This window comes from Halorubrum pallidum (assembly GCF_055380345.1).
The window spans coordinates 1,841,889-1,863,776 of the sequence record NZ_AP043945.1; the positions used below are offsets into that span (position 1 = coordinate 1,841,889).

Below are 21,888 nucleotides of genomic sequence, written 5' to 3' on the forward strand. Positions count from 1 at the left end.
AAAACCGGAGGGAAGCGACCGATGCGTCTCCTCCGACGACCTACCAAGTCAGCCCCTCGTACGCGATCCCCTCGCGGCGCTCGATCACCCTCCGCCCGTCGACCACGACCGGATCGTCCGAGCCCGGTGCGGCCGTCATCGCGTCGAACTCGTCGTCGAGCGCCGCGAACTCGTCCCAGTCGGTGACGACGAGCGCGGCGACCGCCCCGTCGAGCGCGGCCGCGGCCGAATCGGCGTACTCGATCTCCCCCGCTTCGAAGTGCTCCCGCATGTTCTCGCCCGCGACGGGGTCGTAGCCGACGACGTCGGCGTCGCGAGCCCGCAAGCCGTCGATAGCGGGAATCGCTCGGGAGTTGCGCACGTCGTCGGTCCCGGGTTTGAACGCGAGCCCGAGCACCGCGACGCGCTCGCCGGCGACGGTCGCGCGGTCGTCGAGGAGGTCGAGCATACGCTCCGGCTGGCCGTCGTTCACCGTGACGGCCGCGTCGAGCAGCGCGGGCTCGTAGCCCGCCTCGCGAGCCGCCGCGCGGATGGCGTCGACGTCTTTGGGGAAGCAGCTCCCCCCCCAGCCGACCCCCGAGCGCAGGAACTTCGCTCCGATCCGGTCGTCGAGTCCGATCGCGTCGGCCACCTCGTAGGCGTCGATCCCGAACCGCTTGCAGATGTTCCCGAGATCGTTCACGAGCGATATTTTCGCGGCGAGGAAGGCGTTGTTGGCGTACTTGATCATCACGGCCGTCTCGGGGTCCGTCCGGACGATCGGCACGTCGCCGTCGGTCGCGGCCACGAGCGGTTCGTACAGAGCGTCTAGTCGGTCGGCGGCCCACGCGGACTCGGCCCCGAACACGAGTTTGTCGGGCTGTTGGAAGTCGGCGACTGCGGAGCCCTCACGGAGGAACTCGGGATTGGTCGCCAACTCGACGCGATCGGCGGCGTCGCCCGCTCCCGCGCGAAGCGCCGCTGCGATCTCGGTGACTCCCGGCGGCGTGACCGTGCTCTTGACCACCACGAGGTGACGCCCGGTCGCCTCGCGATCGGGATCGCCTTCGGACTCCTCCGCGATCGCCTCGCCGGTCATCTCGGCGGCCGCGGTGAGTCCGGCGAGATCGATGCTGCCGTCTTCATTCGAGGGGGTGCCGATCGCCAGGAACGTCACGTCGGCGTCGGGCACGCCGTCGTACTCGGCGGTGGCCCGGAGGCGGTCGCCCGCGTGTTCGGCCAGCAGGTCGTCGAGGCCCGGCTCGTGGATCGCCGCGCGGCCGTCGTTTAGCGCCGCGACCACGTCCGGGTCGATGTCGACCGCAGTCACGTCGTGACCCGCGTCCGCGAGACAGGCCGCGAGGGTGGTTCCGACGTAACCGCTGCCGACGACGGTGACTCGCATACCGGATGAGCCGCCCCCAGAGACAAAGAGCGTTGCGCGTCTCGCGGGAGAGCGGAGTCGGTGTGCCCCCGCACCGAACTCCCGAAGCGGGTCCACTCCGGACCATACTTATCCGCCGACACCTGAATGGGGACATGACCGCGGATTCGTCGCGATCCGACCGATCCGTCGGCGGTCGCCTCCGTGCGCGCGGGTCGCTCGCGGGTGCGCTCTTCACCGTCACCCTCCTCGCGGTCCCGATGGCCGTACTTCCGGGCGAGGACCTCACGATCGTGAGCCTCTGGGGATTCCTCAACGCCACCGGGTCGGCCGGCGGTATCGGCGGTTCCGGCGGCGTCGGCGGCTATCCGGTGTGGCGCTACTTCCTCGACCAGCCGCGGGCGTTCTCGTCGCTCCCGCCGTCGATCCGCGCGTGGCCGCTCGCGATAGGGTTTCACCTCCTCGCCGCGGGGAGCGCGCTCTCCGGGGTCGCGCTCGGGCGTGAGGACCGACGCGTCACCGGCGGACTCCTCGCGCTCGCCGCGGGCGCGTCGCTCTGGGTGTCGGTCGGTCTCGCGCTGCGATTCGGCGTCGGGACGACGGTGGGACTGCTCACCGTGGTCCCGGTCGGCGCGCTCGCGACCGCGGCCGTCGCCGTCGCCGCGTACGGCCGAGACCTTCGCGGGATCGTCGAGGCGTGACGCGGCCGGCGAGCGACGAGACGTAACGCGGACGGGTCGTTGCCGTGGTAGCGGTTTTAAACCCGATGCCGCACAAGCGGCGGACATGACCGACCTCGCCGGCGTGATTGCCGTCAGCGGCGTCGCAGGCGTCGCGACGGGGATCGGCGCGCTACCCGTGTTCGTGCGCGATCGCGTCACTCACCGCGTCTACGACGCCGCGCTCGGACTCGCGGCCGGGCTGATGGTCGCCGCCAGCGTCTTCGGGCTGATCATCCCGGGAATGGAGGAGGGGACGCTCGTCGCGGTGATGGCCGGCCTGCTCGTCGGCGGCGTGGGGCTCCTCGCCGGCAACTACGCGATCCCGCACCTCCACGCGCAGTACCGCGCGTGGCGACCCGAGGGGGGCGCGACCGAGAGCGACGCGGCGGGCGTCGGCGATCCGGCCGTCGCACCCGACGCGGGCGGCCCATCCGCCGCGGTGGACGCCGGCGATGGAACCACGGCGGATCCGGACCGAGAGACCACGCTGCGGAAGGCGCTGCTCATCGGCGGCGCGATCACCCTCCACAACGCGCCGGAGGGGCTGGCGATCGGCGTCGCGTTCGCCTCGGGACTGGAGGAGGTGGCCCTGGTGCTGGCAGTCGTGATCGGGCTCCAGAACGTCCCCGACGGGTTCGCGTTCGCGGTGCCGATGGCGGAGACCGGGATGTCGAACCTGCGCGTGATCTGGTACACGATGCTCTCCGGGGTCGTGCCGCAAGTGGTCGCCTCCGCCTTCGGTTTCGTGCTCGTCTCGGTCGCGACCGGCCTGTTCCCCGTCGCTTCAGGGTTCGCCGCGGGCGCGATGCTCGCGGTCGTGTTCCGGGAGCTGATCCCCTCCTCGCACGGCCACGGTCACGCCGACGCGGCGACTGCGGCCTTTCTCGTCGGGTTCGTACTCCTCGTCGTCGTCGACGCGGTCATCGCGATCTGAGGAGCGTACGGCCGCGAAACGCTTTCCTCATCCCGAGGCGTGGCGACACGCATGTCCACGACTGTGGCGACGCCCGCGGCCGACGAGACGTGCGCCTACTGCGGCTCGCGGATCTTCGACCACGATCCGATCTGCGTGCGCGACTGCGAGGACGACTGCGGTTCGCCAACGTACTTCTGCAACTACGCCTGCCTCTCGGCACACGTCGAGGAGAACGACCTGACCGCGGGGACCGCCTGCGAGTGGTCGGCAGAAGAGTAGCCGAGAGGGGTGCCCGGTCGGCGGTGACGCCGACCGCTGCCGGGGCGACGCGGACTGCCCGTCGCTACTCGTTGTCCGGACTGCTCGGGTGGTAGTCGGTGTCGTACTCGCCCGGGCGACCGTCGACGCGGTCGGGGTTGATCCGGCCGGCGAGCAGCATGAAGTCGAGCACGGTGCAGTACAGCATCGCTTCGACGACGGGAACGGCCCGCGGCGGGAGCACTGGGTCGTGGCGGCCGACGACTTGGACCTCCTTCTCCTCGCCAGTCTCCCAGTCGGCGGAGCGCTGCTTTTTCGGGATCGAGGTGGGCGCGTGCCACGTCGCCTCGCCGTAGATGGGCTCGCCCGTCGTGATCCCGCCCTGAAGCCCACCGTGGTCGTTGCCGACTGGGACGGGGTCGCCTTCCTCGCTTTCGACGTGCTCGAACGACTCGCCGTCGTCGAACGTCCAGTCCTCGTTGCGGTCGCTGCCGGTCACGTCGACAGACTCCGTCCCGAGACCGAACTCGACGGCGGTGGTCGCGGGGATGGAGAACATCGCCTGTCCGAGTCGGGACGGGAAGCCGTCGAAGCGCGGCGCGCCGAGTCCACGCGGGACGCCCCGACACTCGAAGTAGATGGAACCGCCGATCGAGTCGCCTGCCTCCTGGTACTCCTCGATCAGCTTCTGCATCTCGGCGGCCGCCTCGGGGTCGGCACACCGCACGTCGTTCGCTTCCGACTCCGCGAGGATCTGATCGAAGCTCACGTCGTCGGCCTCGACGTCGCCGATGCGGTTGACGTGGGCTTTGATCTCCACGTCGTACTCGGAGGCGTCGAGGACCTGTTCTGCGACCGCGCCGGCGGCGACCCAGTTCACGGTCTCGCGCGCGGAGGAGCGCCCGCCGCCGCCCCAGTTGCGCGTACCGAACTTCGCGGAGTAGGTGTAATCGCCGTGCGAGGGGCGCGGCGCGGTGACGTACGGTTCGTACTTGCCGGAGCGGGCGTCCTTGTTCTGGATCACCATGCCGATTGGCGTGCCGGTGGTGTAGCCGTCTTGCACGCCGGAGTTGACGACGACCTCGTCGGGCTCGCCCCGAGAGGTCGTGATCATCGACTGTCCCGGCTTTCGCCGGTCGAGCTGCGCCTGAATCGCCTCTTCGTTGAGCTCGACGCCCGCGGGCACGCCCGAGACCGTCACGCCCATCGCGTCGCCGTGGCTCTCGCCGTAGGTGGTCAGCTGGAAGAGCCGACCGAACCGGTTCCCGTTCATACCCCCACGTGTGCCCGGGGGCATATATGGGTTGCAATCCGCAAAGCGCAGTGAAGGGGTTCACACGACCGTCGGCGAGCGACCGGTGACTGTTTATCGGTCGACTCCGTTCACCGAGTCGTGCGCAATCGACTCACCTCCGACCTGGGCGTGTACGCCCTCTCGGGACTGTTCTCGCTCGTCGTGTTCGCCGTCGCGCTGACGATACTCGGGCGGACGCTCCCCGGCGGACTCGGGTCACGACAGCTCGTCGGCCTCGTGTTCGGCTATCTGCTGTTCATCGGCGCGTACACGGCCGCGTGGTTCATCTACAGCGAGATCGACAGCCGCGAGGAGATCTGAACTCGCTCCGAGACGAGATACGAGTGCGACGCGGGAGCCGGTCGAGAGCACCCTCGCCGCCCCGCGACTCCGGTGGCGAACGGTTTTCACGCTCCTCCGTGAGAGACGGATATGACGTGGGACACGATCACGCTCGACATCGACGACGACGTGGCGAGGATCACCGTCGACCGCCCGGAACAGCTCAACGCCCTCACCGTCGACACGCTCGAAGCGATCGAAGAGGGGCTCACGGAGGCCGCGGCCGCCGACGCGCGGGCGGTCGTGCTGGCCGGCGCGGGCGAGAAGGCGTTTATCGCGGGCGCGGACATCTCGTACATGGTCGACCTGTCGACGCCGGAGGCGCAGGCGTACGCCGAACTCGGCCACCGCGTCGCCGACGCGATCGAGTCGTTCCCCGCGCCCGTGATCGCCGCGGTCGACGGCTACGCGCTCGGGGGCGGCTGCGAACTCGCGCTCGCCTGTGATCTCCGAATCGCCGACGAGAGCGCCGTCTTCGGACAGACCGAGATCGACCTCGGAATCATCCCGGGGTGGGGCGGCACCCAGCGGCTTCCCGCGCTCGTCGGCGACGAGACGGCGCGTCGCCTGATCTTCCTCGGCGAGCGGATCGACGCCGATACGGCTGCCGAGTGTGGGCTCGTCGGCGAGGTCGTCGCCGACGACGCGCTCGACGACCGGGTCGACGAGTTAGCGGAGACGCTGGCGTCGCAGTCGGCGACGGCGATTCGCGCCGCGAAGGAGGCGCTGAACGCGGCCGGTGACGGCCCCGCGGCGACGGGGCTCGCCTTGGAGCGTCGCACGTGTGCCGGGCTGTTCGGCACGCACGATCAGCGCGAGGGGATGCAGGCGTTCTTGGAGAAACGCGACGCCGCGTTCGAGTGATCGGCGATTACAATATAAAATCTGATAATTTTGTGGAAGAATAAGATTTTTGTAACAACATTCGATGGACGGTTCGACCGGTGTTCGGCCGTATCGTCTCCGACCGTTCGCGGCCGGTGTGAAAAGCCAGTCCGGGGCGACGCCCGGTCCGGAGCGGTCGCGCCTCCTAGAGGTTCGACTGCGTCGAGCCGCCGTCGATGGGCAGGGCGGCACCGTTGACGTATCCGGACTTCGGCGAGGAGAGGAACGCGACGGTGTTGCCGAGTTCCATCGGGTCGCCGACGCGTTCGAGGGGATTCTGTGCCCACTCGTCGAGCCCCTCCTCGTAGGTGTCGTACTCGCCGCGTTCGAGCGCGGCGTTGACGAGGTTCTCGATCCGGGAGGTCTCGTGTGACCCGGGGAGGACGGCGTTCGCTCGCACCTCGGGCGCGAACTCCTTCGAGAGCGTCTTTTCGAGGCCGATGACGCCCATCCGGACGGAGTTCGACAACACGAGACTGTCGATCGCTTCCTTGACGCTGCTCGACGTGATGGTGACGATCGTGCCGCCGTCGCCTTCGCTGAGATACGGCTGGGCCTCGCGCGCGAGCCGCACGACGCTCATCACCAGTAGCTCGTAGGCGTCCTCCCAGTCGTCGTCGTCAGTGTCGAGGAACGCCCCCGACGGCGGACCACCGGCGCTGGTGACGAGGTGATCGATGGTGCCGAACTCGTCGACGGTCGTCTCGACGAGCGTCTCGATGTCGTCGGGATTCGTCAGATCGCCGGGCTGTGCGACGACCTCTCCCGACGCGACGGCCTCGATCTCGTCGAGCGCGTCGTCGAGCCGGTCCTCGTCGCGCCCGTTGATCACGACGTTTGCCCCTTCGCGAGCGAGCGCCTTCGCCGACGCCTTTCCGAGTCCGCTCGACGACGCGGTGACGAGCGCCGCGTTGCCCTCGATAGCTAGATCCATGTCACCTCACACATCCGGAGTTGCGTGGGAAAGCGTTTCCATACAGGCAAATCGGCCCCGTGAACTGTCGTCGCAGACACGACGGCGTGATAGCAGTCATACAGACACACACGCACAGACGGTTCGGGAACCGTCACGGCCAGCGGTCGCGACCGCACGGCGGATTGACCGAATCGGGGTCCGGATTGCGGCCATAGGCATCATACTCCAAAATATAAGATATTGTATCTATATTTTGTTCTGATATATTCTCAGGAGTCGGGCCACAGCCGATCGGTCCGGACAGCGTCTCGGAGCGGACCGGCCCGCTCACCGACCGGCGTCGCTCGTCTCGTGTGGGGTCGGTGCCGCGAACGCCCCGCCGTCGAAATCGATCGGCGTCGGCTCGCCGACGACCCGCAGATCCGAGCGATCACGGGCGGCGTCGACGAGCGCAGGCGACGCGTACAGCCGGTCGAGCCGCATCGTGTCCGTGGCCCGGAGCACCCGAACCGTGTCCGGATCGACGACGCCGACCGTCGACAGCGACGCGACGAGCCCGGCGCGATCGGTTTCGACGACTGGCGGGAGCCGAACCCCGCGCGTCGTGCTCGCCGTGATCGCGTTGATGAGCGAGGTCGAACTGTCGAGTTCGGCGGCGAGGTCACGGTGGACGAAGTCCGCGGATCCCATCCCCATCGCGTTCCCGTGGGTGGTCTCTGTCAGCCCCCGCACGAAGATGCGCTTGATGTCGGGTAGGTCGGGCGCGGGCTCGTTGATCGCGAACGGTCGTCGGCCGATCACGTTCGTGTCCATGCCCTGCCCGCTGACGTCTTTTCCCTGCCGGTCGAGGACCAGCACGTCCACGTCGTCGAACGGGACGGTCGGCAGGAGGTCGTAGGCGCGCTCCAGCAGCTCGGCCTCGCGGTCCAGAAAGCCGGACGGCGGGACTCCCTCGATAAGCGTCGTGTCGTCGAACTGGTCTTCCACGATAGCGACGCCGCCCGCGACCGGCAGTTCGTCGAGCAGTTTCCCCGTGATCTCCGGGATCATGTTCCGGAAGCTCCAGTCGATTGCCCACTCGTGTGCGGTCTTCGCGCCGCGCTGTTTCCCCATGCCGATCACGAGCATCTTCGAGAGGCCGCTCTCGACGGGTCCGTCGTAGTCGGTGTGCGGCTTCACCCGATTGACGGGCACGATCGCGTCGGCCGCGGCGGCGTTCGCGTCCGCGTACACGGGGACGCCGCGGTCTTCGGTCTCGCCGACGCGGACCACCTCCATGCTCGACCGTATCTCGCAGCCGATCGCGGCCTCCGTGACGCCGAGGGATTCGAGCATCTCCTGTTGTCCCTCGCCGGTCGCGCCGCCGTGGCTGCCCATCGCCGGAAACACGAACGGGTCGTATCCCGCGTCGCGGATCGCACCGACGACGCCGCGCACGATCGCCGGCAGGTTGGCGATACCGCGACTGCCCGCTCCGACGGCCACCTCGCCTCCCTCGGGGACGCCGTCGAAGTCGAGCGACTCGACCGCCTCGGCCGCGGTCGACTCGACGCGGTCGCCCGGAACGGGATCGGTCTCCCAGACGCGCTCTATCAGTCCGAACTCCGGCAGCGGCGTGTCGCCGCACGCTTCGAGGACGGTCGCCTCGGGCACGACGAGGTCGTCGAGTGTGTCCATGCGTACGCCTCCGACTCGGCCGACATAAGCGTGGGGGGACGCACCCGCGACACCGGCTTCCGTCCGCCGTTCGTTCGAAGGAGACGGCGCAGCCGCGTCGGACGGCGACACTCGTACGAGGGTCAACGTTTATGAGGGGACCCGCGGAAGGGCTCGTATGTTCGACCGCGACGACGTCGGCGACGACAGAGACACCGAAGGAGGCGGACACGGGGGGACGAGCGCGCCTCGCCGCGTCGCGCTCGACGCGCTCGAGGCCGGCATCGACGCGGCGCACCCGCGGTCGGTGATCGCGGCAGACGTGACGCTCGACGGTGAGACGCTCCGGGTCGCCGATCGGACCGTCGACCTCTCGGCGTACGACGAGATCCTCGTGTTCGGCGGCGGTAACGCCGCCGGTCGGGTCGCGGCCGCACTGGACGATCAACTCGGAGACCACATCGACGGCGGGATCGTCGTCACGGACGACCCGGCTCCGGCGGGGGCCGTCGAGATGATCGAGGGGACCCACCCGCTTCCGAGCGAGTCGAACGTGACCGGTACCCGCCGGCTCCTCGACCGCGCCCGCGAGTGCGACGCGGACACGCTCGCGCTCGTCGCGGTCACCGGCGGCGGCAGCGCCCTCCTCACCGCCCCGAGCGACGACATCGGCCTCGACGCGCTCTCCGATCTCACCGACTCGCTGCTCCGCAGCGGGGCACCGATCGAGGCGATCAACACGGTCCGGCGCGCCGTCTCGGACGTGAAAGGCGGCGGTCTGGCCGCCGCGCTCGCGCCGGCGACGGCGATCGGCCTCGTGTTCAGCGACGTCACCTCGGACGACCCAGCCGTCGTCGCGAGCGGACCGGTATCGCCGAATCCGACGACAGCCGGTGACGCCCTCGACGTCCTCGACGACTACGACGTCGACGCGCCGCGCGTGGTCATCGAGCATCTCGAATCGAAATCGAACGAGACCGATCAGACGGAGTCGGATGACGCCGCGTCGGTGGCACTCGACCGCGTCTCCGTGCACGTCCTCGCCGACGGATTCACCGCGCTCTCGGCCGCGGCCAGTTCGTGCGACGACGCCGGCTACGAGTCGCTCATCCTCTCGCGATCGGTCCGCGGCGAGGCTCGCGAGGCCGCGAAGACGCACGTCGCGCTCGCGGAGGAGGCGCAGATCACCGGAAACCCGGTCGAACCGCCGGCGGTGATCCTGTCGGGCGGCGAGACGACGGTGACGGTTCGAGGTGACGGGACTGGAGGGCCGAACCAGGAATTCGCAGTGAGCGCTGCGCTCGATCTCCCCGACAGCGTCGTCCTCGGTGCGGTCGACACCGACGGCATCGACGGCGCGACGGACGCCGCGGGAGCGCTCGTCACCGCCGAAACGATCGCGGACAGCGAAGACGAGCGCGCGGCCACCGTCGCGCTCGCCGACAACGACGTGTACCCGTTCCTCGAAGCACGCGACGCGCTCCTGATATCGGGGGCGACCGGGACCAACGTTAACGATCTCAGGGTGCTTGTCGTACCCGAGTAAGTCATCGACCCGATCGAACACCGCGTCGGCCGCACGCGGTGAGCCGTCAAACACGATTCTCACTACACCGAGAGTAATCCCGTGTATCGAAACGTACCGTGAGCACCTCAGTGGTTCACGCAGCGTTCGACCGGGTCGCGACACGCTCGTGAGAGGCGGCGGTGAAACCGACGAGACCATTACAATCGTATCTATGTAATGAGCCTCCGGATCAGGCGGTCGGGCCCGCACTGGTGTCGGATCCGGGAGTTGCCGAGTGGATATCTCGTCGTCTGCGACCAGTGTCTCGGCAAGTATATTCTTCATATTCGGATCAGCGGGTTATTATGGATGAATTGTGGGCGTCACACGCAGGTATCTCGGAAAATTATTACGTACTCTCCGAGTTACCGGGAAGTTAAGTGTTATGCGGTGGTATCGGTTGTATGGAAAACACGCTCAAATCGGTCGCAAAAACGACTGAGACGTCGCTACAGGTCGTCGAATCGCTTCGCGGCTCGGACGGAATGACGATCGCCGAATTATCCGAGCATCTCGAATTAGCTCCGAGCACGGTTCACCGACACCTCACGACGCTCAAGAAACACGGGTACGTCGTTCACGACGGCGACGTGTACTCGCTCGGCCTCCAGTTCCTCACCGTCGGCGGGCAGATCCAGCGGCGCGTAACGGCGTATCCGATGATCAAGGAAAAGGTCGACGCGCTCGCCGACGAGACAGGAGAGCGCGCGCAGTTCCTCGTCGAGGAGAACGGCCAGCGCGTGTACCTCTACACGGAAGTGGGTCAGAGCGCGGTCCAGACCGGAGCACACGTGGGAAAGCGGGGACCGCTCCACACGAGCGCGGCCGGAAAGGCGATCCTCGCGAACTACGACCGAGACCGCGTCGAGTCGATCGTCGACGCTCGCGGACTCGACGGTGTCCACGGCGACAGCGTCACCCGCGAAGAACTCTTCGACGAACTCGAACGGGTCCGCGACCGCGGGTACGCGTTCAACCGACAGGAGACGACGGCGGGCGTTCACGCGGTCGGCGCGCCCGTCACGGCCGACGGCGAGGTGATCGGCGCGCTGAGCGTCGCCGGCCCGGCGAGTCGCATCACGGACGAACGGTTCACCGAGGTGCTTCCGGAGCGGATCCTGGGTGCGGTGAACGAGCTGGAACTGTACATCGAACACTCGGTGTGAGTCGAGGGTGAGGTGGAGAGTCGGAGACGAGATATCGAAGCCGGAGCCACCGGACTTCTTGACGGTGCCCTAAATTTTATTTACTTGCTCGGTGGTCATTCGATCAATGAACGAAAACGACCGCGCGCTCGTGCAGTTCACCGCCCTCGCTCACGGGCTTTTTCACACGTACGAACTCTCGATTCCGCTCTTCGTCGGCCTCTGGATGGCGGAGTTCGGCGTATCTGCCGCGGTCATCGGTGCGGTTGTGAGCGTCGGATACGGCGTCATCGGCGTCGGCGCGCCGGTGAGCGGTGTGCTCTCTGACCGCCTCGACGCGCGGCGGTTGATCTCGGCGGCCGTCGTCGGGATGGGAGTCGGATTCGGGGTCGTCGCGCTCGCACGGGGACCGATCACGCTCGGGGCCGCCGTGCTGTTGTGGGGATGTTTCGCGAGCGTCTATCACCCCGCGGGCCTCTCACTCATCAGCCGGACGGCCGACGCCCGCGGGACCGTGTTCGCGTACCACGGCGTGGGCGGAAACGTCGGGACCGCGTTCGGGCCGCTCCTCACGGCGCTGATGCTGATGTTCGTCGACTGGCGGCTCGCGGCCGGCGTACTCTCGGTCGTCGCGGTGCTCGTCGGTGTGGCCGGAACGCAGATCGAGTTCGACGTCGGCGGAGACGACGACGGTATGGCGGCGAACGAAGACGGGCCGTCCACTGACGCCGATAAATCCGATCCGCACGGAGACGACCCGGAGGAGACCTCGGGGTCGATCGTCGGCGAACTCCGCCAGATGGCCACGTCCTCTCGAGCGCTGTTCGGCGCGGCGTTCACCGTCGCGTTCGTCGCGGTGCTACTGTACGGGGTGTACTACCGCGGACTGTTGACGTTCCTCCCCGACGTGCTCGCCGAGTCGCCCGCGCTGGCTCCCGTCGAACTGCTCGGGCGGACCGTCCAGCCCTCTCAGTACGTGTACACCGCGCTGTTGACCGTCGGCATCGGCGGTCAGTACGTCGGCGGTCGACTGACCGATCGCGTCCCGAGCCTCACGGCGTTCCTCGGGTTTTTCACGGCGCTGGCCGTGCTCGCGCTGGCGTTCCCGATCGTCCGCGAGGCGGGAACCGTCCCGCTCATCGGTATCTGTCTGCTGCTCGGCTTCTTCGTCTACGGGACCGCACCGGTCTACCAAGTCGTCGTCGCTGAGGAGGCACCGGACGACGTACAGGGGCTCTCCTACGGGTTCACGTACCTCGCGATGTTTGGCGTGGGAGCGCTCGGCGCGTCGCTCGCCGGGTTCGTTCTCACGAACTCGACCAGCGCCGTGCTGTTCGCCGTCCTCGGTGGCGTCGCCGGGCTCGGAGCGCTCACCGTGGTCGCGTTGCGGCGGGTGTAGACGCGCTCCGAACGCCGCTCCCAACATTTATCACGTCGTCTGCGAACTATCGAATGTGAGCTCAAACGACAAGCAACGGCGTTTACTAGAGGAGATTGTCGTGGTCGACCTGACTACGTTCGTCACCGGCGGCTTCGCGACGATGATGTTGGCCAATCAGGGCGCGGAAGTGATCAAAGTCGAGCGCCCCGGCGTGGGCGACGACAGCCGGTACTCGGGACCCCCGTTCGTCAACGTCGACGACTACGAGGGCCCCGGACGGGCCGCGGCCGACGAGGGCGAGTCGCCGTACTTCTGGACGGTCAACTACGGCAAGCAGAGCATCGAACTGAATCTGAAGAAAGACGAGGGGATTCAGGCGCTGTACGACCTCGTGGCCGAGGCCGACGTGGTCGTGGAGAACTTCCGTCCGGGGACCGCCGCTCGGCTCGGCGTCGACTACGAGACGCTCCAAGAGCACAACGACGACCTCGTCTACTGCTCGATCTCGGCGTTCGGCGAGACGGGACCGTGGAGCGACCGCCCGGGGTACGACCTGCTCGTCCAGGGAATGAGCGGCATGATGAACGTCACCGGGTATCCTGACGCGCCGCCTGCGAAGGTCGGGCTCCCGCAGACTGACCTGATCACCGCGATGTGGTCGGCGTTCGGCATCGTCACGTCGCTGTACAACCGCGAGCGGACCGGCGAGGGCGAGCGCGTCGAGTTGGGGATGCTCGACGCCGCGCTTCCGTGGCTCACGAAGCAGGCGGGCAAGAGCTTCGTCGGCGAGGAGACCTCGCGGATGGGCACGAAAGACCCGGTACTCGCACCCTACCAGATGTACTCGACGGCGGACGGCTACCTCAACGTCGCCTGCGGCAACCAGAAGCTCTGGGAGGAGTTCTGTGCCGGCATCGGCCGCGAGGACCTCGCGACGGACGACCGGTTCGAGACGAACTCCGCACGCGTGAACAACATGGACGAGCTGGAGACGGAGCTGTCCGGCGTCCTCGAAACGAAGACGACAGACGAGTGGGTCAAACTGCTCGCCGAGGACCGCGGGCTCCCGGTCGGTCCCGTCTTCGACGTCGACGAGGCGCTCGACAACGAGCAGGTGAACGCTCGTGGCGTCGTCGACTCGATCGACCACCCCGCAGCCGGCGAAATTCCGGTCATCGAACACCCGCTCAACTACTCGGATGCCGACGCCGGGTTCGACAAGGCCCCGCCGCTGCTCGGTGAAGACACCGTCCGCGTGCTTCAGGCGGTCGGCTACGACGACGACCGCATCGAGGAACTGGTCGAAAACGACGTGATTCCGGAGCCCTGAGAGGCGCGGCCGGTCAGAGTGTCGTGTCGAGAACCACTTTTCCGAGCGTACCTGAGACCGACAGCCGGTCGAGCGCCTCCGGGACCGCGTCGAGCCCGAAAATAGAGTCGATTTCGACGGAGAACGTACCGTCTGCGAGCCGATCGCCGACTCGTTCGAGGATCGCGGCCTGATCGTCGGCCGAGGCCACGATCGACATGAATCGCAGGTCCGCGTCGGCCTGCTTTGCCGCCATCGGCAGGCCGCCGTCCAGCGTGATCGGTCCCTCCTCGCCGATGACGACGATCCGCCCGCCGCGCGAGAGGCAGTCGAGGTTCGCGTCGAGATGCGCGTCGGCGTGCGGTTCGAACACCACGTCGACGCCGCGGCCGTCAAGCGCCGCGTCGATTTCCCCGGCGAGATCATCGCTCCGATAGTCGACGACCGCGTCGGCCCCGAGCGACCGCGCGAACGCCGCGGGATCGCCCTCGCGGGCCGTGCCGACGACGGTCGCGCCCGCCGCCGCCGCGATCTGTACCGCAGCGTGGCCGACCCCACCAGACGCGCCGTGAACGAGCGCAACGTCGCCGAGTCGGAGGTCGCCGCGCGTCACGAGCGCGCGCCAGGCGGTCGAAAACGCCATCGCCGCGGCCGCGCCCTCCTCGAACGAGACGGCTTCCGAGAGCGGCGCGAGTTGCTCGACCGGCGCGACCGTGTACTCCGCGTACGTGCCCGGCGAGAACAGCCCGAGCCCCGTCGCGAACACGCGGTCTCCCGGCTCGACCGCCGTCACGCCCTCACCGACGGACTCGACGACACCGGCGAGATCCGACCCGCCGACGTGCGGTAACCCGGAAGGCGGACGCACGTTCCCCTCGCGGACGTACGTGTCGATCGGGTTCACGCTCGCGGCCTCGATCCCGACCAGTGCCTCTCCCGGTCCGGGTTCCGGCCTGTCGACGGTTTCTAGCGTCAATACGCTCTCGTCTCCGTGCTCGTGGTAGCGAACGGCGCGCATGCCCTCTAGTATGCGAACAGTGACCAAAGGGTTGCGGTATCGGCGGCGATCGAACCGAATTTCCGATGGGTGGCTTTTTGGTTGTGTCTCCCAAGCATACATCATGCATGTCAGCGGGCTCGACCACCTCGTGTTGACCGTCACAGACGTCGAACGGGCGGTCCACTTCTACGCGACCGTCCTCGGCGGGGCTCCGGATACCTTCGACGGTGGTCGACGAGCGGTGTCGTTCGGCGATCAGAAGATCAACCTCCATCCGGCGGGCGACGAGTACACGCCTCACGCGACGGAGCCGACGGCGGGAAGCGGCGATTTCTGTCTGCTCGTCGACGACGCCGTCGACGAACTCCGGCGCGAACTGCGCGAGTACGGAGTGGCGATCGTCCACGGGCCCGTCGAGAAGGTCGGCGCTCGCGGCCGCATGGAGTCGGTGTACGTTCGGGATCCGGACGGGAACCTCGTGGAACTCGCGCGGTACGACACAGAATAGTTCGAACGAATTCCTTTCACCGCGCCTCAGCGGCGTCGGAGAGCCGGAGTACGGCAAGGCAACCGCGTCACTCCGCGGCGACGAGACGAGCCCCTCGCAGCGCCCCGTCGTCCGTGACGCGGAGGTCGTGACCGCCCTCCAACCGGACCGCGTCGCCGATAGCGAGGTCCTCGTCGAGCTGTGCGATAACGTTCGCACCGCCGGGGAACGACGCGAGGCCGAGTCGGTTCGGCTCGCGGACGCCGTCGGGCGTGACGTGAACCGTCGTCACGGAACGGAGCTCGCCGCGGCCCGCGTCGACGCGGTCGAACGCCGACCCGCCGCACTCCAGACAGCGGCGCTTCTCGTAGTAGGTGCGGTGGCCGCAGTCGCGACACTCCAGCAGCCGTGTCATGCGTCCGCCTCCAAGAGGGTGCAGACGGCGTTGTTTCCGAATCCGGCGACGTTCACGGCCAGTCCGCGTTCCGCGCCGTCGACCGCGCGTGCGTCGGGGAGGTCGCCCCGTAGCTGCCAGACGAGTTCGACGACCTGCGAGACACCGGTGGCACCCAGCGGGTGTCCCCGGGCTTTGAGTCCGCCGCCGGGATTGACGGGGAGCGCTCCATCGAGTGCGGTCTGCCCGTCGCGGGTGAGACGCCACGCCTCCCCCTCCGGCGCGAGTCCCAGTTCCTCCATCTCCAGCCATTCGAGGATGCTGAACGCGTCGTGGATGCACGCGACGTCGATCGCTCCCGGGCCGAATCCCGCGGTCTCGTACGCGTGCTCGCCGGCGATCCGGACGCTCTCGATCTCGAGTGGATCAGTTCGGTCGGCGACCGCGTGGGTGCCCGTCGCGCTCTCGCAGGCCGACACGGTCACCGCGTCGGCCGTCGGCTCGGCCGTGATAAGCACCGCGGCGGCACCGTCGCTCGTCGGACAGCAGTCGTAGAGCCGCAGGGGCGAGGCGACCGCCGGCGAGTCGAGCACGTCGTCGACGTCGATCCGTTTTCTGAACTGCGCGTAGTCGTTTTCAACGGCATTGGCGTGGTTCTTCACCGATATCCGCGCGAGGTCGCGTCGGTCCGCGTCGTACGTGTCGAGGTACGCGGCCGCCGCGAGACCGCCGAACGACGGTAAGGTGACGCCCTGTTCGTACTCGCGGTCGTGCGTGATCCGGCTGATGATTTCGGTCGCCGTCGCGGTGTCCGCACTCGACATCTTCTCGCCACCGACGGCCAGCGCACACGCGCTGTGGCCGCCCGCGACCGCCTCGAACGCGCTCTGGACGGCGCTCGCACCGCTCGCACTGGTGTTTTCGATCCGGCGAGCCGTGACATCGGTCAGACCGAGGCTTCCGGTGAGCGCGTTGGCGAGCCCGGAACGCTCGTTGAACGCCTCTGCGGCCATGTTTCCTACGTGGACCGAATCGATCGCCGACGCGTCGCGTTCGGCGTCGGCGAGCGCGCGTTCGGCGGCCGCGAGGAGGAGGTCGATGAGGGAGCGGTCGTCTGCGCTCGCGAACTCCGTCATACCGACGCCGGCGATGGCCGGGGGGTCGTCGAGAGCCGGCGATGCATCTGGCATCCCGGTGTCCCGGTGCTGGGCAGTCATCGTGTGTACGAGGGTAGCAACCAAGTATGTATATAAGTATTGTTCGTCCCACCTGTGGACGGCGTCAAGACGTGTGCCGTGTGGACGCTACGCACGGAATCACAGCGCACGCCGCCCTTGGAGACGTGGAAAACGCGATCGGTGGGATTCGTATCGTTGTTTACGATCGCGTCACTTGGCAGCCACACGATAGCGCCGGATACCGCCGTAACACTACGGACAGTCCGCCTCTGGTGTTCGTTAATAGTTACTACCGAAGCCACTTGATTATATACATACGTCAGAGATGTCGTACGAGAACGTTACGTGTCGATCGTGATTTATACAGATGTGGTCGAGTCTGTATGGATTGTTGTGCTCTGTTGAATCCGCAGAAGACGAGGGGATAGCGTCGCTCTGAAGGCAGTAGCGAAGCGGAAGAGTCGAATGTGTCCAAGCTACTCTTCCGCTTCGTTAAGCAAGCCGCGTCGCTGGCTCAAAAGCGCTGTGCCGCCAGTCCAACGGCGGTAAGTGATCCGACTGGCCACGGATTTCCCGGCTGGAAGCATGTGACGCTCCACTTTTTGCGGGTTCACATGGATGCGACGTACCGCGAAATCGTGGACTGGGCGAGTGAAATGGATCGAGTTCGTGGTCTGTTACAGCTGTCGCGGACGGCATTTCCCGCACCCTCAACGCTGTACCGGTCGTTTGAGAGGGTGCCCATGTCCATATGGCGTGGCTTCCTTCGTGAGTCCGCGAACATCTGCGATCCGGGCTCGCACGGTGCCATCGATGCCACATTCTTCGACCGCGAAACGGCATCGAGACACTACCAACATCGCTCGGATCGCCACATACGCACGCTCAAAACGACGGCGCTCGTCGATACAGACTCGTGTGCCATTCTCGATATTCACTGCTCGGCACACTGGCCTCACGACACGCAAACTGGCCGTCGAGTCGCCCTTCGTAACACCGAGAAAATCGAGAGTCTCGCCGGTGACAAAGGCTATGACGACCAATCTCTCCGGGACGCCCTCCGATCAGAGGGCGTCCGGCCCCTGCTGCGTCATCGGTTGTTCGCTGCGTACGATCACGCGCACAACGCACGGTTGGACAGCGGGCTATACGGCCAGCGCTGGATGGCCGAGACCGCCTTTTCGGCCATCAAGCGTCGATTCGGCCCCGCTGTCCACCCTCGCGCTTGGTACCGCGAGTTCCGCGAACTCGTGGTGACCGCCGCAGTCTACAACCTTGAACAGGCTCTCAAACAGTGACCCCGACGCCGTCATCGGATTCAACAAAGCAGATTGTTGTATATCGTTATGAGCAGAACGACGTTCTATGTATGAGTTGTCGGCAGATACGAGCGGTGGCGATACTGTCGTTCTACAGACGGGCAACTGGACGGTTTGGTCACTCACTAACGTTCCGGATAGTTACAGACGCCGAAAAGTCGTGACGGGATCGAGCAGCGGACGATTCGTCTGGTGACGGCCGCAACAGGTGACGGATTCTCTCTATGGTTGTAATCAATACAGGGACGTCACCGATCGTAGAAGGAGTGTGAAACGTACGGCTTCGAGAAATCGTACCCCACCACGGACCGACCTCGACTCGTCACCACACGGCGTCCGCGTGTCACGGTACGGTCGAATCAGAAAACCGAAGTCGGTCAGATGCCCGGAGCCGACTGCCCCGAAGCGATACCGCTCGCGCCGTGCTACCGGAGGTTGTCTATCGCGTCTCTCACGTATGGCCCGACGAACGGCCCGATCAGCACCACGATGATGAGGATCGAGATGCTGAGCGAGAGCGGCCGGCTTGGAGACACGAAGATTGTGTACTCACCGCCGGATAGCTGTAACGATCGGAAGAAGTTCTCCTCGGCTATCGGCCCGAGAACGATCCCGAGGACGAACGCGATCACCGAGTAATTGTACTTCACCATGTAGTAGCCCAAGATTCCGAGCGCGAGTACACCGAAGGCGTCGAACCAGTTACGGTTGAGGCTGAACGCCCCGATGAACGACAGCACGATGACCATCGGAATGATGATGTCGGTGTCGATCTTCGTGATCGCACTCGCATAGGGAATGATCGAGTAGCCGACCGCGAGGATGAGGATGTTGCCGAGGAACACCGAGACGAACATCGCGTACGTGATGTGGAGCTGTTCGCCGAACAGCTGCGGCCCGGGCTGGAGGCCGTGCATCAGGATTCCGCCGAGAAGCACCGCCGTGGATCCGCTGCCGGGAATACCGAACGAGAGCGTCGGGACGAGCGAACCACTGACGGTCGGGTTGTTCGCGCCCTCGGGGGCGATGATCCCGCGCGGGTCGCCCTCACCGAAGATCCCGTCGGCGGCCGAGGAGCGCGCCTCCTCGGCGTACGCGACGAACGTCGACGTGGTCGCGCCGGAGCCGGGGACCGCGCCGATCAGCATCCCGATGATACCTGCCTTGATCGTCGTCTTGGGGTACTGGAACACCGTCTTGATCCCGTCGGTGATGCTCCCCGTGATACCGACGGCGTCCCCCGCGATCTGGTCTTGGACCGCGAGTTTCATCATCTCCGCGAAGGCGAACATGCCGATGAGGGCAGCGACGAAGTTGAGCCCCTCGTACAGCGCGAGTTGTCCGAACGCGTAGCGAGGAGTCGGCGCCATGATCGCGACGCCGATCGTCGAGATCATGAAGCCGAACGCGCCCGCCACGATCCCCTTCATGACCGATCCGTCTGCGACGATCGTGATAAGCGAGATTCCAAGTATCGCCAACAGGAAGTACTCTACCGACCCGAATAAGAGTACTACCTCGATGAGGACCGGTGAGATAAGGACCAACAGGATCGCGGCGACGAACCCGTTCAGCGCGGAGGCGGTCGTCGCGATCGCGAGGGCGTTCTTCGCGAGCCCCTTCTTCGCCATCGGATAGCCGTCGAGCGTCGTCGCGGCTGCCGATTCAGTTCCCGGCGCGTTCAGCAAAATTGCCGCGATACTCCCGCCGAACATCGCACCACTGTAAATGGAGATCAGGAGGATGAGCGCTGGCGTCGCCTCGAGTGGCACGGTGAGCGGAAGTACGATCGCCATTCCGACGGGCGAACCGATTCCCGGGAGCGCGCCCAGTACGATACCAGCCAATAGACCGGCGGCCATCCAGCCGATGACGGGCCAACTGGCCGCGATCGAAATGCCCTCAATGAGACTTCCGACCGCCATTTAGAGTCCCCCCGTGAATATCAACGCTCCCTGATCGAACGGCATGAGCAGGAAGACGATGAACCCGTACACGATCAACGTTGCTAGCGCCGCGAGGATGAGGCTTTTGTACAGATTCACCCGGAACCACAGGGTGTACGCGAGGACGAAAAGCGGAGTGACATAGAGGAAGCCGACAGCCCATCCGAGCGCGAAGTACACGCTTGAGAAGACTATCATGATCACGGTGTTGTTGATGTCCACGCCCCACTTCACGTGGAGCGGGTCCGGTTTTCCTTGGGCCGCGGTCTCATCGCTATCTGCATCCTCTAGGTCGGCATTCGCGACGGTTCCTTCGATATCCTCGGCGCTCGACTCCTCAATCGATTCCGTCATGCTGACGCTCTCGCCGACGAACCGCTGGATCGGTCCCGGAAGGTAGTTCTGTATGAGCAGGAGGAACGATCCGATACCGACGATCTGTGCCATCAGCTGCGGGAAGATCGTCGCGTTGTCGGGATAGTCCTTGAGTATCGGGTCGACGTAAAATACTACGGACAGCCCGATTAGCGTTACGAGCAGTACGTGTTCCGGTGTAATGTTTTCAAGCTGTTTTGAGTAATTGACCATGACAGTGGTGTCTCATCCGGGGAACTCCAAGTATAAATAAATTAAGTACGACGCGCTGCTGGGATCGCCGACCGGTTCAGGGCTGGTTCTCGTTGACCAGATCCAGAATCTCGAGTTCTTCGTACTGCGAGAAGGCGTCTTCGAAGTTCTGTTCGGCAACGTCTGGCCCTTCGTACACGACCGGGTTCCCCGTCTCGTCGCTCCACGCCTGGGTCGCCTCGTTCTCGACCGTAGCTTCCAGCGTGTCTGCGTAGAAGTCGACGATCTCCTGCGGCGTCTCCGGCGGCGCGTACATGCCACGCCAGACACCGCCGACGAAGTCGATCTGCGGGTAGCCGAGATCAGTTACGGAGTCGATGTCCGGGTAGACCTGGGTACCGGGTCCGTAGAACGTCGTCACGGGGTAGATCCGGCCGGTGTTGACGACCGACTGGGTCCCGGCGTCGGTCCCGATACCACACGGGACCTCGCCGCTTGCGACCGCCTGTGCCACCGGTCCCGTCCCGGTGTACTGCACGCGGTTCTCCCAGTTCCATCCGACCTCGTCTTCGTACTGGTACTTGTACAGCAGGACGATAATGTCCTGGGAGCTACCGGACGACTGGACGCCGATCTCCGACCACTCGCCGCTGTCATACTTCTCGAGAACGTCGTCGAAGCTCTCGACTTCGCCTTCGTACTCCTCGTTCACGACGAGCGTCCACGTCGACTGCCCGACCACACCGAGTCCGGTGAGATCGCGGATGTCGAAGCTCGGCTCGTTGAGCAGCTGCGGGGCGACTTCGAGCGGGCCCGCGTTGCCCGCGATGGTCTGTCCGTCGGGGTCTGCGCGGTACAGCTCACCGAGGCCGTTCAGGCCACCGGCGCCCGGAATGTTGTCGATCTGCAGCGACTCGCCGAGTTCCTCCTGGAACCCTTCCTGGATACCGCGAGCGTACGTGTCCGTTCCGCCACCCTCGTCGTACGGGACGATGTAGCGCACGGTTCCGGACGGCGACCATCCGTCGCCTCCGTCGCCGCCGTCACTGCCGTCCGAACCGTCGCTTCCGTCCGAACCGTCGGAACCGTCGCTTCCGTCCGAACCGTCGCCGCCGTCGCCACCGTTGCCGGAACAGCCGGCGAGGGAAACGGCCGACGTCGCACCGACCGCCTGCAGGAACCGCCGTCGCGTGTTTGAACCCGATTCGTCCGTATCGTCTGGTATGTCTTGTGTCATCTTGTC

Annotated in this window: 21 protein-coding genes; 11 read left to right on the plus strand and 10 right to left on the minus strand. The window is 66.1% G+C overall.

The genetic code is table 11. The features are described 5' to 3' along the window. Positions 1-40: 40 nt before the first annotated feature. Positions 41-1,384 carry a UDP-glucose 6-dehydrogenase AglM gene (gene aglM / locus ACZ45C_RS11085; RefSeq protein WP_460562646.1) on the minus strand — a complete coding sequence of 448 codons (1,344 nt, stop codon included), beginning with the start codon at positions 1,382-1,384 and terminating at the stop codon, positions 41-43. Positions 1,385-1,518: 134 nt separating this feature from the next. Here aglM and ACZ45C_RS11090 point away from each other — a divergent pair, with 134 nt between their 5' ends. The 3 genes from ACZ45C_RS11090 (at position 1,519) to ACZ45C_RS11100 (ending at position 3,280) form a co-directional block, all read left to right on the plus strand. Continuing rightward, a complete protein-coding gene (locus tag ACZ45C_RS11090) occupies positions 1,519-2,064 on the plus strand; it encodes a TIGR04206 family protein (RefSeq protein ID WP_460562645.1) in 546 nt (181 codons plus the stop codon). Positions 2,065-2,149: 85 nt separating this feature from the next. After that, positions 2,150-3,019: a ZIP family metal transporter gene (locus ACZ45C_RS11095; RefSeq protein ID WP_460562644.1), complete on the plus strand. Its 870-nt coding sequence runs from the start codon at positions 2,150-2,152 to the stop codon at positions 3,017-3,019. A 51-nt stretch (positions 3,020-3,070) separates the two neighbouring features. Then, entirely contained in the window at positions 3,071-3,280 is a 210-nt protein-coding gene (locus tag ACZ45C_RS11100; protein WP_460562643.1) for a hypothetical protein, read from the plus strand. Between the two features lie 64 nt (positions 3,281-3,344). Here the strand turns inward: ACZ45C_RS11100 and aroC are convergent, their stop codons facing one another. Beyond that, the gene (gene aroC / locus ACZ45C_RS11105; RefSeq protein WP_460562642.1) at positions 3,345-4,532 is read right to left on the minus strand and encodes a chorismate synthase; all 1,188 of its coding nucleotides are present in this window, start codon (positions 4,530-4,532) and stop codon (positions 3,345-3,347) included. A 120-nt stretch (positions 4,533-4,652) separates the two neighbouring features. Between aroC and ACZ45C_RS11110 the strand changes: the two genes are divergently transcribed. Continuing rightward, positions 4,653-4,874, plus strand: a complete 222-nt coding sequence (locus ACZ45C_RS11110; RefSeq protein ID WP_460562641.1) for a hypothetical protein — start codon at positions 4,653-4,655, stop codon at positions 4,872-4,874. A 111-nt stretch (positions 4,875-4,985) separates the two neighbouring features. Continuing rightward, complete coding sequence (locus tag ACZ45C_RS11115; RefSeq protein ID WP_460562640.1) at positions 4,986-5,759, plus strand: enoyl-CoA hydratase/isomerase family protein; 774 nt, start codon at positions 4,986-4,988, stop codon at positions 5,757-5,759. 166 nt (positions 5,760-5,925) lie between these two features. Here the strand turns inward: ACZ45C_RS11115 and ACZ45C_RS11120 are convergent, their stop codons facing one another. Together ACZ45C_RS11120 and ACZ45C_RS11125 are read right to left on the minus strand one after the other, a co-directional pair. Then, positions 5,926-6,714: an SDR family oxidoreductase gene (locus tag ACZ45C_RS11120; protein ID WP_460562639.1), complete on the minus strand. Its 789-nt coding sequence runs from the start codon at positions 6,712-6,714 to the stop codon at positions 5,926-5,928. 309 nt (positions 6,715-7,023) lie between these two features. After that, the gene (locus tag ACZ45C_RS11125) at positions 7,024-8,373 is read right to left on the minus strand and encodes a nickel pincer cofactor-dependent isomerase, group 22 (RefSeq protein ID WP_460562638.1); all 1,350 of its coding nucleotides are present in this window, start codon (positions 8,371-8,373) and stop codon (positions 7,024-7,026) included. A gap of 157 nt (positions 8,374-8,530) precedes the next feature. Here ACZ45C_RS11125 and ACZ45C_RS11130 point away from each other — a divergent pair, with 157 nt between their 5' ends. The 4 genes from ACZ45C_RS11130 to ACZ45C_RS11145 all read left to right on the plus strand — a co-directional run bounded on the left by ACZ45C_RS11130 (position 8,531) and on the right by ACZ45C_RS11145 (position 13,775). Next, positions 8,531-9,898, plus strand: a complete 1,368-nt coding sequence (locus ACZ45C_RS11130) for a glycerate kinase type-2 family protein (RefSeq protein WP_460562637.1) — start codon at positions 8,531-8,533, stop codon at positions 9,896-9,898. Positions 9,899-10,323: 425 nt separating this feature from the next. Further along, positions 10,324-11,085 carry an IclR family transcriptional regulator gene (locus ACZ45C_RS11135; RefSeq protein ID WP_460562636.1) on the plus strand — a complete coding sequence of 254 codons (762 nt, stop codon included), beginning with the start codon at positions 10,324-10,326 and terminating at the stop codon, positions 11,083-11,085. 106 nt (positions 11,086-11,191) lie between these two features. After that, positions 11,192-12,463: an MFS transporter gene (locus ACZ45C_RS11140; RefSeq protein ID WP_460562635.1), complete on the plus strand. Its 1,272-nt coding sequence runs from the start codon at positions 11,192-11,194 to the stop codon at positions 12,461-12,463. A gap of 55 nt (positions 12,464-12,518) precedes the next feature. Further along, entirely contained in the window at positions 12,519-13,775 is a 1,257-nt protein-coding gene (locus tag ACZ45C_RS11145) for a CaiB/BaiF CoA transferase family protein (RefSeq protein ID WP_460562634.1), read from the plus strand. Between the two features lie 13 nt (positions 13,776-13,788). Here ACZ45C_RS11145 and ACZ45C_RS11150 read toward each other — a convergent pair whose 3' ends face one another. Beyond that, positions 13,789-14,772 carry an NADPH:quinone reductase gene (locus ACZ45C_RS11150; protein ID WP_460562633.1) on the minus strand — a complete coding sequence of 328 codons (984 nt, stop codon included), beginning with the start codon at positions 14,770-14,772 and terminating at the stop codon, positions 13,789-13,791. Positions 14,773-14,875: 103 nt separating this feature from the next. Here ACZ45C_RS11150 and ACZ45C_RS11155 point away from each other — a divergent pair, with 103 nt between their 5' ends. Then, complete coding sequence (locus ACZ45C_RS11155) at positions 14,876-15,262, plus strand: VOC family protein (protein WP_460562632.1); 387 nt, start codon at positions 14,876-14,878, stop codon at positions 15,260-15,262. A 67-nt stretch (positions 15,263-15,329) separates the two neighbouring features. Here ACZ45C_RS11155 and ACZ45C_RS11160 read toward each other — a convergent pair whose 3' ends face one another. Both ACZ45C_RS11160 and ACZ45C_RS11165 read right to left on the minus strand, forming a co-directional pair. After that, positions 15,330-15,656 (minus strand): Zn-ribbon domain-containing OB-fold protein, encoded by a 327-nt coding sequence (locus ACZ45C_RS11160; protein WP_460562630.1) that lies wholly within the window; start codon positions 15,654-15,656, stop codon positions 15,330-15,332. Next, positions 15,653-16,825 (minus strand): thiolase family protein, encoded by a 1,173-nt coding sequence (locus tag ACZ45C_RS11165; protein WP_460562707.1) that lies wholly within the window; start codon positions 16,823-16,825, stop codon positions 15,653-15,655. Before ACZ45C_RS11165 ends, ACZ45C_RS11160 begins: the two co-directional genes overlap by 4 nt. A gap of 455 nt (positions 16,826-17,280) precedes the next feature. Between ACZ45C_RS11165 and ACZ45C_RS11170 the strand changes: the two genes are divergently transcribed. Then, complete coding sequence (locus ACZ45C_RS11170) at positions 17,281-18,111, plus strand: IS5 family transposase (protein ID WP_460562628.1); 831 nt, start codon at positions 17,281-17,283, stop codon at positions 18,109-18,111. 446 nt (positions 18,112-18,557) lie between these two features. On the opposite strand, the gene ACZ45C_RS11175 is transcribed toward ACZ45C_RS11170, so the two are convergent. The 3 genes from ACZ45C_RS11175 to ACZ45C_RS11185 form a co-directional block, all read right to left on the minus strand. Then, positions 18,558-20,057, minus strand: coding sequence for a tripartite tricarboxylate transporter permease (locus ACZ45C_RS11175; RefSeq protein ID WP_460562626.1), 1,500 nt, complete (start codon positions 20,055-20,057; stop codon positions 18,558-18,560). Beyond that, positions 20,058-20,666 carry a hypothetical protein gene (locus ACZ45C_RS11180; RefSeq protein ID WP_460562624.1) on the minus strand — a complete coding sequence of 203 codons (609 nt, stop codon included), beginning with the start codon at positions 20,664-20,666 and terminating at the stop codon, positions 20,058-20,060. 76 nt (positions 20,667-20,742) lie between these two features. Next, positions 20,743-21,882 (minus strand): Bug family tripartite tricarboxylate transporter substrate binding protein, encoded by a 1,140-nt coding sequence (locus ACZ45C_RS11185; protein WP_460562622.1) that lies wholly within the window; start codon positions 21,880-21,882, stop codon positions 20,743-20,745. Positions 21,883-21,888: the final 6 nt, after the last annotated feature.

Coding starts and splice junctions, on each gene's coding strand:
- aglM (WP_460562646.1), bottom strand. CDS start 1,384: ATGCGAGTCACCGTCGTCGGCAGCGGTTACGTCGGAACCACCCTCGCG.
- ACZ45C_RS11090 (WP_460562645.1), top strand. CDS start 1,519: ATGACCGCGGATTCGTCGCGATCCGACCGATCCGTCGGCGGTCGCCTC.
- ACZ45C_RS11095 (WP_460562644.1), top strand. CDS start 2,150: ATGACCGACCTCGCCGGCGTGATTGCCGTCAGCGGCGTCGCAGGCGTC.
- ACZ45C_RS11100 (WP_460562643.1), top strand. CDS start 3,071: ATGTCCACGACTGTGGCGACGCCCGCGGCCGACGAGACGTGCGCCTAC.
- aroC (WP_460562642.1), bottom strand. CDS start 4,532: ATGAACGGGAACCGGTTCGGTCGGCTCTTCCAGCTGACCACCTACGGC.
- ACZ45C_RS11115 (WP_460562640.1), top strand. CDS start 4,986: ATGACGTGGGACACGATCACGCTCGACATCGACGACGACGTGGCGAGG.
- ACZ45C_RS11120 (WP_460562639.1), bottom strand. CDS start 6,714: ATGGATCTAGCTATCGAGGGCAACGCGGCGCTCGTCACCGCGTCGTCG.
- ACZ45C_RS11125 (WP_460562638.1), bottom strand. CDS start 8,373: ATGGACACACTCGACGACCTCGTCGTGCCCGAGGCGACCGTCCTCGAA.
- ACZ45C_RS11130 (WP_460562637.1), top strand. CDS start 8,531: ATGTTCGACCGCGACGACGTCGGCGACGACAGAGACACCGAAGGAGGC.
- ACZ45C_RS11135 (WP_460562636.1), top strand. CDS start 10,324: ATGGAAAACACGCTCAAATCGGTCGCAAAAACGACTGAGACGTCGCTA.
- ACZ45C_RS11140 (WP_460562635.1), top strand. CDS start 11,192: ATGAACGAAAACGACCGCGCGCTCGTGCAGTTCACCGCCCTCGCTCAC.
- ACZ45C_RS11150 (WP_460562633.1), bottom strand. CDS start 14,772: ATGCGCGCCGTTCGCTACCACGAGCACGGAGACGAGAGCGTATTGACG.
- ACZ45C_RS11155 (WP_460562632.1), top strand. CDS start 14,876: ATGCATGTCAGCGGGCTCGACCACCTCGTGTTGACCGTCACAGACGTC.
- ACZ45C_RS11160 (WP_460562630.1), bottom strand. CDS start 15,656: ATGACACGGCTGCTGGAGTGTCGCGACTGCGGCCACCGCACCTACTAC.
- ACZ45C_RS11165 (WP_460562707.1), bottom strand. CDS start 16,825: ATGCCAGATGCATCGCCGGCTCTCGACGACCCCCCGGCCATCGCCGGC.
- ACZ45C_RS11175 (WP_460562626.1), bottom strand. CDS start 20,057: ATGGCGGTCGGAAGTCTCATTGAGGGCATTTCGATCGCGGCCAGTTGG.
- ACZ45C_RS11180 (WP_460562624.1), bottom strand. CDS start 20,666: ATGGTCAATTACTCAAAACAGCTTGAAAACATTACACCGGAACACGTA.
- ACZ45C_RS11185 (WP_460562622.1), bottom strand. CDS start 21,882: ATGACACAAGACATACCAGACGATACGGACGAATCGGGTTCAAACACG.